We start from the raw sequence: 9052 nt of genomic DNA on the forward strand, positions 1-9052 counted from the left end.
TCAAACAGCAGGCCGATCGCCTGCATGTGCCAGGAAACGGCAGGCCCACTTAGCGTAAGGGCACCTGCATTAAAGGAGAATAGCAATGCGCCATGGTAAAGCCGGCCGCAAGCTGAATAGAACTGCAAGCCACCGCAAGGCGATGTTCGCCAACATGGCGGCTTCGCTGATTACCCACGAGCAGATCGTCACGACCCTGCCGAAGGCCAAGGAAATCCGTCCGATCGTCGAGAAGCTCGTCACGCTCGGCAAGCGCGGCGACCTGCATGCTCGCCGTCAGGCGATCTCGCAGATCCGCGATGCCGCTGTCGTCTCGAAGCTGTTCGACACGATCGCAACGCGTTACGCCACCCGCAACGGCGGCTATCTGCGTATCATGAAGGCCGGCTTCCGCCAGGGCGACAATGCCGCCATGGCCGTTGTCGAATTCGTTGACCGCGACACCTTCGCCAAGGGCGCAGCCGACAAGGCCCGCGTCGCTGCCGAAGAGCAGGCCGTCGCCGCTTAATCTTCCGCTCCGTCGGAAACAAAACAGCCGGGCTCGCAAAGCCCGGCTGTTTTTGTTTGTTCAGAGCAGCGGGCCGGACCTTCGCTCTGTGACGACGGCTAAGCCCCTGACAATGCGGTATCTGCATAGAAGCCGTTCAAATGGCTGGGACTGTGAGGGACAGCTGAATTGCACGAAATCATTCACACCCGCTCCCGCGTGCAATTCCGTCGCCTCGCCGCTCTGCTCCTCGTCATTCTCCTCGGACTGGCGCTCAGGCGCTTCGGCTACGCGATCGAGCTGCCCTTCATCGTCGTCAAATATGGAGGGTCGGCGCTCTGGGGTGCGATGGTCTATCTGCTCGTGGCGCTCCTTGTCGCAAGGTCACGGCCGGCCGCACTTGCTGTCATTGCGCTGACGATAGCGATTTCAGTGGAATTGTTCCGGCTCTATCACACGCCCTGGCTCGACGCGTTTCGGCTGACCACCGCAGGCGCACTGCTGCTCGGCCGCGTCTTTTCGCTCTGGAACATGCTGGCCTATGCGATCGGGATCGCCGTGGCCTGCGCCTGCGATCCCGTCCGTCGGGCGGCGGTTGGTCCTCGCCGATAGGTCTACCGTCTCACGAAGCCGACGCCATGGCGCGATTGCGCGTCCGCCCCTGGCCTTTTTTCCGGCTGCGGGCGATCGGCCGCCAGGAGCGATAGAGGATGAGAGCGATGATCAGCCCGACATAGATATATTGCTCGAGATCGAGGATCTTGGTCGAGAGCGCGAAATGCAGCGCTCCGCAGGCGGCGATTATCATGACGAGGCGGTGCAGCCAGATCCAGCTCTTGCCGAGGCGGCGTATCGAGAAATTGTTGGATGTCACCGCCAGCGGTATGAGCATCGCAAGCCCGGCCATGCCGAACATGATGAAGGGCCGCTTCAGCACGTCGTTGATGACGGCGTGGACATCCATCGCCTGGTCGAGCACCATGTAAACGGTAAAGTGCATCAGCGCGTAGTAGAAGGTCAGCAAGCCCAGCGCGCGGCGGTAGCGCAGATAGTTCCAGCCGAGGAGTTCGCGGGCAGGGGAGACGGCAAGGGTTGCGATCAGGAAGCGGATCGTCCAGATACCGAGAAACAGCTCGAAGGTCTTGACCGGATCAGCGCCGAGCTGATCGGTCGCGCCGAGATAAAAGGTCCAGGCCGCAGGCACCAGCCCCACGACATAAAGCAGCCAGACGGAAGCGGGCTGCCAGCGCTTCGGGATGGCGAGCGACAATTCCGCCATCAGAAATTCGCCTTCAGATCCATGCCTGCATAAAGGCTCGCCACCTCGTCGGCATAGCCGTTGAAGGGCAGGGTGGGATGGCGGCTCGCGCCGAAGAAGCCGCTTTCGCCGATGCGCCGCTCGCTCGCCTGGCTCCAGCGCGGATGGTCGACCGCAGGGTTGACGTTGGCGTAGAAGCCGTATTCCTGCGCATTGGTCACCTGCCAGGTGTTCTTCGGCTGCTGGTCGGTGAGCGTCATCCTGACGATCGACTTGATGCCCTTGAAGCCGTATTTCCAAGGCACCACAAGACGGACCGGCGCACCGTTCTGGTTCGGCAGGGTTTCGCCATATAGCCCGACGGCAAGCAGCGTCAGCGGATGGCGCGCCTCGTCGAGCCGCAGACCTTCGACATAGGGCCAGTCGAGCGACTGGAAGAAGCCCTTCTGCCCCGGCATTTCCTCCGGCCGCACCACGGTTTCGAAGGCGACATATTTGGCGCTGCCGAGTGGCTCCACCTTGTCGAGGAGCGATGCCAGCGGAAAGCCATCCCAGGGAATGACCATCGACCAGGCCTCGACGCAGCGCATGCGGTAGGTGCGCTCCTCGATCGGGAATTCCTTGATCAATGCCTCGAGGTCGAAAGTGCCAGGTTTGTTGACCATGCCGTCGACCTTGATCGTCCAGGGCAGCGGTTTGAAATCGCCGGAATTCGCCGCGGGATCGCCCTTGTCGAGGCCGAACTCATAGAAATTGTTGTAGGTCGTGACGTCCTTGATCGGCGTCGGCTTCTCGTCGACTTTGTATTTGCTCTCGACGGCGGAAAGGGCGGCCGCACTCGCTGTGCCGGCGCCGTAGAGCGCCATGGCGCCGAGTGCTGCAGCCCCGAGGAATTCACGGCGGCGCAGATAGAGCTGGTGCGGCGTGATTTCCGACGACGCGATCTTCGGTGGGCGATAGCTGGGCATGTCGAAACCTCCAGGGCGGGTTTCCCGAATATAGTCTCTAAACGAACCGCCCGCATATTCGGATTAGTCTCTAAGCCTTGAATATTGCTGACGGGAAGCCAATTTTTTGTGTTCGGCTGTGATGGAATAGGCTGTAACCGAACCCCGCGCCGAACCGTATATCACCAACGGCGCTCAAGGCGCTTCTCCAGGCAGCGTACCGGATTTGGCCTTGCCGGTAGTGACAGTCCCTGCCGATTGGATTAGGACAATTCCAAACAGCAGCGTTGCCCGGCCGCAGGCTCAATGCCGCCCTGCTTCGCCTGATGATCTCCGACACGTCGAGGAAGATACCGATGCCAGCCTACCGTTCCAGAACCACGACCCACGGCCGCAACATGGCAGGCGCGCGCGGCCTTTGGCGCGCCACGGGCATGAAGGATTCGGATTTCGGCAAGCCGATTATCGCGGTGGTGAATTCTTTCACCCAGTTCGTACCCGGCCACGTGCACCTGAAGGACCTCGGCCAGCTCGTTGCCCGCGAAATCGAGGCGGCCGGCGGTGTTGCCAAGGAGTTCAACACGATCGCCGTCGACGACGGCATCGCCATGGGCCATGACGGCATGCTCTATTCGCTGCCCTCGCGCGAACTCATCGCCGACAGCGTCGAATATATGGTCAATGCCCATTGCGCCGACGCCATGGTCTGCATCTCCAACTGCGACAAGATCACCCCCGGCATGCTGATGGCGTCGCTGCGCCTCAACATACCCACAGTCTTCGTCTCGGGCGGCCCGATGGAAGCGGGCAAGGTTGTGCTGCACGGCAAGACGCATGCGCTCGATCTCGTCGATGCCATGGTCGCCGCAGCCGATGAAAAGATCAGCGACGAGGACGTTCAGACCATCGAGCGCTCGGCCTGTCCGACCTGCGGCTCCTGCTCCGGCATGTTCACCGCCAATTCGATGAACTGCCTGACCGAGGCGCTCGGCCTGTCGCTGCCCGGCAACGGCTCGACGCTTGCAACCCATGCCGACCGCAAGCGCCTCTTCGTCGAGGCCGGCCATCTGATCGTCGATCTCGCCCGCCGTTACTACGAGCAGGATGATGTCAAGGCGCTACCGCGCACCATCGCCTCCAAACAGGCCTTCGAGAATGCCATGGCGCTCGACATCGCTATGGGCGGCTCGACCAATACGGTCCTGCACATCCTTGCCGCCGCCCATGAAGGCGAAATCGATTTCACCATGGCCGATATCGACGCGCTCTCGCGCCGGGTGCCCTGCCTGTCGAAGGTCGCACCCGCCAAGAGCGATGTTCATATGGAAGACGTGCACCGCGCCGGCGGCATCATGTCGATCCTCGGAGAGCTCGACAAGGGTGGTCTCTTGAACCGCAATTGCCCGACAGTGCATGCCGAGACGCTGGGCGATGCGATCGACCGCTGGGATATCACCCGCACCACCAGCGAAACCGTCCGCAACTTCTATCGTGCCGCACCCGGCGGCATCCCGACCCAGGTCGCCTTCAGCCAGGCGGCCCGTTGGGACGAACTCGACACCGACCGCCAGAACGGCGTTATCCGCTCGGTCGAACATCCTTTCTCTAGGGATGGTGGCCTTGCCGTGCTCAAGGGCAATCTCGCGGTCGACGGATGCATCGTCAAGACGGCCGGCGTCGATGAATCGATCCTGAAATTTTCCGGCCCGGCCCGCGTCTTCGAAAGCCAGGATGCCTCCGTCAAGGCAATCCTCGCCAATGAGGTGAAGGCCGGCGACGTCGTCGTCATTCGCTACGAAGGCCCGAAGGGCGGCCCAGGCATGCAGGAAATGCTCTATCCGACGAGCTATCTGAAATCGAAGGGCCTCGGCAAGGCCTGCGCGCTGATCACCGACGGCCGCTTCTCCGGCGGCACCTCCGGCCTCTCGATCGGCCACGCCTCGCCGGAAGCGGCCAATGGCGGTACGATCGGCCTGGTGCGCGAAGGCGACATGATCGACATCGACATCCCGAACCGCACGATCAGCCTGCGCGTCGACGAGGCCGAACTCGCCGCCCGCCGCGCCGATCAGGACGCCAAGGGCTGGCATCCCGCAGAAGTGCGCAAGCGCAACGTCACGACGGCACTGAAGGCTTACGCCGCCTTCGCGACGAGCGCCGATCGCGGCGCCGTGCGGGATCTGAACGCTCGCTGAGTAGCCTGAGCCGACGACCTACTGATTAAAAGTCAGTTGCTCTGCCGACCGGTCGCTTTCAAAGCGGCCGGTTGATGTTTTTATAGCTCTCGCCGAGCTGCTTCAGCCGCTCATCATAGGCAGCCTTGATACAGACGGCATCCGCCGCGCATTCCTGCCGCTTCTTCAGCCAGGCAGTCTGCTCGTCCTGCAATGTCCCGCGCGCGCCCATCGCCAGCAGACCGGAGAGCAGTTCGAAGGTCGTCACCATCTTCACGTCGGCATCGTTGAGCGCGCGATTGTCGCAGATCGTCTTTTCGTCCGGCTTCAATTCCTTCGCGTCGCAGTCGAAACTCGCCGCCTGTGCCATATCCGATGCGAAGATCGAAATCGCAAAACCAAAACTCATCATCATCGCTCTTGCCGTCATCATTCCTGTTCCTGTTGCTGCCGGTCAAACCAGTTTGCGCAATGCCAGAGCCAGGAAGATGATGCAGGCAAGCCAGACGGCAAGGATGAAGATCAATCCGGCCCGGCCGGAAGGGCGCTCGATGCATCTTGCCGCCTCGGCGCGAAGCTCGCTCATCACCTCGGCCGGGATAAGCCGCGTCGCCAGCAGAATGCCGAGCGGCACGATGAGGAGATCGTCGAGATAGCCGAGTACGGGAATGAAATCGGGGATGAGATCGACGGGCGACAGCGCATAGGCCGCAACGGCGCCGGCCACCGCTTTCGCAGGCCAAGGCACGCGCGGATCCCGCGCGGCAAGCCATAGGGCGACGATGTCACGCTTCAGTGACTTCGCCCAGATTTTAGCTTTTGATATCAGTTGCATGGCCAAATTTCCTGAATCGAATTCGCAAAGGCTTCAAGCGCAGTCTCGTGGGGTCGTCTCTGCCTTATTCTTCCATGCTTCCGCCCTCTTTTCTTTCTAGCGTCGGGCCGCAGAACAGGATGATTTTAGGCCGGTTCGGCTTAAAATCTGAATCCTGTTCGCAACTAAATAGTTAGAGCATGATGTCGTCCGAAAACCGCTCACACTTTTCGGCATCATGCTCTAAACGTTGCTCAAGAGGATTCAAAAAGGGATAATCATGCAAGGCCTGTTCAAACACGCCTCCGTTTCGCTGCTCGCTCTGACGCTGCTTCTGCCGGCTGCCGCTTACGCGCAGACGGCAAAGACGGTGCCCGAGAGCCAGATGCAGATGCAGCTCTCCTTCGCGCCGCTCGTCAAGCAGACATCCGGCGCCGTCGTCAATGTCTATGCGGAAAAGACAGTCCAGCGGCAGTCGCCCTTTGCCGGCGATCCCTTCTTCGAGCAGTTTTTCGGCCAGCAGATGCCGAATCGCTCGGAAAAGCAGTCCTCGCTCGGTTCCGGCGTCATCGTCGAGGCGAACGGCACTGTCGTGACCAACAATCATGTCGTCGAAGGCGCCGACGATATCAAGGTTGCGCTGCCGGATGGACGCGAGTTCCCCTGCAAGGTGGTGCTGCGCGACGACCGTGTCGATCTTGCCGTGCTGAAGATCGACACCAAGGAAAGTTTCCCGACATTGCCGATCGGCAATTCCGATGCCGTCGAGGTCGGTGATCTCGTGCTGGCGATCGGCAACCCCTTCGGCGTCGGCCAGACGGTGACGAGCGGCATCGTCTCCGCGCTTGCCCGCAACCAGGTGGTCAGGAACGAGTTCGGCTTCTTCATCCAGACCGACGCCTCGATCAATCCCGGCAATTCCGGCGGCGCCCTGATGAACATGAAGGGCGAACTGATCGGCATCAATACGGCGATCTTCTCGCGCGGCGGCGGCTCGAACGGTATCGGCTTTGCCATCCCCGCCAATCTGGTCAAGGTCTTCCTCGCCTCGGCCGATGCCGGCGTCAAATCCTTCGAGCGGCCCTATGTCGGCGCGAGTTTCGATGCGGTGACCTCGGAAGTCGCCGAAGCGCTTGGACTGAACAAGGCGCGCGGCGCGCTGGTCGTCAAGGTTTCGGAAGGCGGCCCGGCCGCCAAGGCCGGGCTGAAGGCCGGTGAAATCGTCACCGCTGTCGACGGTATTTCGGTCGAGCATCCGGATGCGCTGCTTTACCGGCTGACGACGGCCGGTCTCGGAAAGTCCGTCAAGCTCACGGTCGTCGAGAACGGCCGCGAGGAGCAGCTGCCGCTGACGCTCGATCGCGCCCCGGAAACCTCGCCGCGCGACCAGCGCACCATCGGCGGGCGTACCCCCTTCAGCGGTGCTGTCGTCGAGAACCTTTCGCCGCGGGTCGCCGACGAGCTGCGCATGCCGCCGGAATCGGCAGGCGTCGTCGTATCCGAGGTGAAGGAGGATTCGCCTGCCGCCCGTCTCGGTTTCGAGCCGAAGGATATCATCGTCTCGATCAACGGCACCGACGTGAAGTCGACCAGCGAGCTGTCCCAAATCGCCGATAGCGACCCCGGCCTCTGGCGGGTGGAGATCGAGCGCGACGGCCAGCGCATCCGGCAGTTCTTCCGATGAGCAATGACCTCTTCGCGCCGCGCGTTCCGGAGGAGGTTGCCGCCAGGCGGCCGCTTGCCGACCGGCTGCGGCCGAAGACGCTTGCCGATGTTACCGGTCAGGAACATCTGACCGGTGAAGACGGCGTGCTGAAAAGGATGATCGAAAGCGGTTCGCTCGGCTCGATGATCTTCTGGGGCCCGCCCGGCACCGGCAAGACGACGGTGGCGCGGTTGCTGTCGGGTGAGGCGGGGCTGGCTTTCGAGCAGATTTCAGCGATCTTTTCCGGTGTCGCCGATCTGAAGAAGGTGTTCGAAACGGCCCGCCTGCGCCGCATGGACGGCCGTCAGACACTGCTCTTCGTCGACGAGATCCACCGTTTCAACCGCGCCCAGCAAGACAGTTTCCTGCCTGTTATGGAGGACGGCACCGTCATTCTCGTCGGCGCCACCACCGAAAACCCGTCCTTCGAGCTCAATGCCGCTCTGCTGTCGCGCGCCCGGGTGCTGACCTTCAAGTCGCATGACGAGGAGAGCCTGGAGGAATTGCTGAAGCGCGCCGAGGCGATCGAGCAGAAGCCGCTGCCGTTGACCGAGGAAGCGCGTCTCAGCCTGATCCGCATGGCCGACGGCGATGGCCGTGCGGTGCTGACGCTTGCCGAAGAGGTGTGGCGGGCCGCGCGCGAGGGCGAGAGCTTCGACACCGAAGGCCTGACGCGGATCGTCCAGCGCCGCGCTCCCGTCTATGACAAGGCGCAGGACGGTCATTACAATCTGATCTCGGCGCTGCACAAATCCGTGCGCGGCTCGGATCCCGATGCCGCGCTCTATTATCTCGCCCGCATGTTCGATGCCGGCGAGGATCCGCTTTATCTCGGCCGGCGGCTGGTGCGCATGGCGGTGGAGGATATCGGCCTTGCCGATCCGCAGGCGCTGGTGATCTGCAACGTCGCCAAGGATGCTTATGAGTATCTCGGCTCTCCGGAAGGCGAACTGGCGTTGGCGCAGGCCTGCGTCTATCTCGCCACCGCGCCGAAATCGAATGCCGTCTACACCGCCTTCAAGGCCGCTAGTCAGGCCGCCAAGCAGAACGGCTCGCTGCTGCCGCCGAAGCATATCCTCAATGCGCCGACCAAGCTGATGAAGGGCGAAGGCTACGGCGAGGGCTACCGCTACGATCACGATGAACCGGACGCCTTTTCCGGCCAGGATTATTTCCCGGAGAAGATGGGCCGCCAGACCTTCTACGATCCGCCGGAGCGCGGCTTCGAGCGTGATATCCGCAAGCGGCTGGAATGGTGGGAAAAACTTCGTCGGGAGCGCAATCCGCGCTGAACCTTCAAGACGCGCGCGGCGCCTTCTGATTTGGCGGCGCGGCGATCACCTTGACGGACGATTCCGCCAGCCCGTGATGGCCTTCCATATCGACGACGATATGCCAGTGGCCGCTTTCCGGAACGGCGATCTTGATCGGCGATTTGCGCGCGACGCCGCCGATATATTTGAAATCGAGAACCTCGGTGAACCGCTGGAAATTCGGCGCCGTCATCAGCCGAACGTTGTTTACCGCATTCAACGACACCTCGACGATCGTTCCGGCGCGTTGTTCCTTGAGATCGTAATGGGTAAAGCGGAAATTCGGTTTCGGCATCGGTCGCGTTGTGTCTGAAGTCTCTGCGACTGGATTCTACCAGCGTGCCGGTTAAGGAA

At 61.9% G+C, this 9052-nt stretch carries 10 protein-coding genes; 5 read left to right on the top strand and 5 right to left on the bottom strand.

What is annotated here, in order from left to right; genetic code table 11:
* Window positions 1–85: 85 nt before the first annotated feature.
* Together rplQ and CO657_RS06835 are read left to right on the top strand one after the other, a co-directional pair.
* Entirely contained in the window at window positions 86–508 is a 423-nt protein-coding gene (gene rplQ / locus CO657_RS06830; RefSeq protein ID WP_003573769.1) for a 50S ribosomal protein L17, read from the top strand.
* Window positions 509–676: 168 nt separating this feature from the next.
* Window positions 677–1099 (top strand): ribosomal maturation YjgA family protein, encoded by a 423-nt coding sequence (locus tag CO657_RS06835; protein WP_054185901.1) that lies wholly within the window; start codon window positions 677–679, stop codon window positions 1097–1099.
* 10 nt (window positions 1100–1109) lie between these two features.
* On the opposite strand, the gene msrQ is transcribed toward CO657_RS06835, so the two are convergent.
* Together msrQ and msrP are read right to left on the bottom strand one after the other, a co-directional pair.
* Window positions 1110–1766 (bottom strand): protein-methionine-sulfoxide reductase heme-binding subunit MsrQ, encoded by a 657-nt coding sequence (gene msrQ, locus CO657_RS06840; RefSeq protein ID WP_054185900.1) that lies wholly within the window; start codon window positions 1764–1766, stop codon window positions 1110–1112.
* Window positions 1766–2713 carry a protein-methionine-sulfoxide reductase catalytic subunit MsrP gene (msrP, locus tag CO657_RS06845; RefSeq protein WP_054185899.1) on the bottom strand — a complete coding sequence of 316 codons (948 nt, stop codon included), beginning with the start codon at window positions 2711–2713 and terminating at the stop codon, window positions 1766–1768. Before msrP ends, msrQ begins: the two co-directional genes overlap by 1 nt.
* A 335-nt stretch (window positions 2714–3048) precedes the next feature.
* On the opposite strand from msrP, the gene ilvD reads away from it, so the two are divergent.
* Window positions 3049–4887 carry a dihydroxy-acid dehydratase gene (gene ilvD / locus CO657_RS06850; protein WP_054185905.1) on the top strand — a complete coding sequence of 613 codons (1839 nt, stop codon included), beginning with the start codon at window positions 3049–3051 and terminating at the stop codon, window positions 4885–4887.
* Between the two features lie 58 nt (window positions 4888–4945).
* Here ilvD and CO657_RS06855 read toward each other — a convergent pair whose 3' ends face one another.
* Both CO657_RS06855 and CO657_RS06860 read right to left on the bottom strand, forming a co-directional pair.
* Entirely contained in the window at window positions 4946–5299 is a 354-nt protein-coding gene (locus CO657_RS06855) for a lysozyme inhibitor LprI family protein (protein WP_012557372.1), read from the bottom strand.
* 21 nt (window positions 5300–5320) lie between these two features.
* On the bottom strand, window positions 5321–5701 hold the full coding sequence (locus tag CO657_RS06860) for a YkvA family protein (RefSeq protein ID WP_054185898.1): 381 nt from the start codon (window positions 5699–5701) through the stop codon (window positions 5321–5323).
* Window positions 5702–5960: 259 nt separating this feature from the next.
* Here CO657_RS06860 and CO657_RS06870 point away from each other — a divergent pair, with 259 nt between their 5' ends.
* Both CO657_RS06870 and CO657_RS06875 read left to right on the top strand, forming a co-directional pair.
* Window positions 5961–7364 carry a DegQ family serine endoprotease gene (locus CO657_RS06870; RefSeq protein ID WP_012557374.1) on the top strand — a complete coding sequence of 468 codons (1404 nt, stop codon included), beginning with the start codon at window positions 5961–5963 and terminating at the stop codon, window positions 7362–7364.
* The gene (locus tag CO657_RS06875; RefSeq protein WP_054185897.1) at window positions 7361–8677 is read left to right on the top strand and encodes a replication-associated recombination protein A; all 1317 of its coding nucleotides are present in this window, start codon (window positions 7361–7363) and stop codon (window positions 8675–8677) included. The genes CO657_RS06870 and CO657_RS06875 overlap by 4 nt, the downstream gene beginning before the upstream one ends.
* 4 nt (window positions 8678–8681) lie before the next feature.
* On the opposite strand, the gene CO657_RS06880 is transcribed toward CO657_RS06875, so the two are convergent.
* The gene (locus CO657_RS06880; RefSeq protein ID WP_003587179.1) at window positions 8682–8993 is read right to left on the bottom strand and encodes a DUF1883 domain-containing protein; all 312 of its coding nucleotides are present in this window, start codon (window positions 8991–8993) and stop codon (window positions 8682–8684) included.
* Window positions 8994–9052: the final 59 nt, after the last annotated feature.

The sequence above is a fragment of the Rhizobium acidisoli genome (assembly GCF_002531755.2).
GTDB lineage: Bacteria > Pseudomonadota > Alphaproteobacteria > Rhizobiales > Rhizobiaceae > Rhizobium > Rhizobium acidisoli.

Bases quoted from the DNA above. Each gene is read 5' to 3' on its own strand.
- msrP (WP_054185899.1), bottom strand. From the start codon at position 2,713: ATGCCCAGCTATCGCCCACCGAAGATCGCGTCGTCGGAAATCACGCCG.
- ilvD (WP_054185905.1), top strand. From the start codon at position 3,049: ATGCCAGCCTACCGTTCCAGAACCACGACCCACGGCCGCAACATGGCA.
- rplQ (WP_003573769.1), top strand. From the start codon at position 86: ATGCGCCATGGTAAAGCCGGCCGCAAGCTGAATAGAACTGCAAGCCAC.
- CO657_RS06870 (WP_012557374.1), top strand. From the start codon at position 5,961: ATGCAAGGCCTGTTCAAACACGCCTCCGTTTCGCTGCTCGCTCTGACG.
- CO657_RS06880 (WP_003587179.1), bottom strand. From the start codon at position 8,993: ATGCCGAAACCGAATTTCCGCTTTACCCATTACGATCTCAAGGAACAA.
- CO657_RS06875 (WP_054185897.1), top strand. From the start codon at position 7,361: ATGAGCAATGACCTCTTCGCGCCGCGCGTTCCGGAGGAGGTTGCCGCC.
- CO657_RS06860 (WP_054185898.1), bottom strand. From the start codon at position 5,701: ATGCAACTGATATCAAAAGCTAAAATCTGGGCGAAGTCACTGAAGCGT.
- CO657_RS06855 (WP_012557372.1), bottom strand. From the start codon at position 5,299: ATGATGACGGCAAGAGCGATGATGATGAGTTTTGGTTTTGCGATTTCG.
- msrQ (WP_054185900.1), bottom strand. From the start codon at position 1,766: ATGGCGGAATTGTCGCTCGCCATCCCGAAGCGCTGGCAGCCCGCTTCC.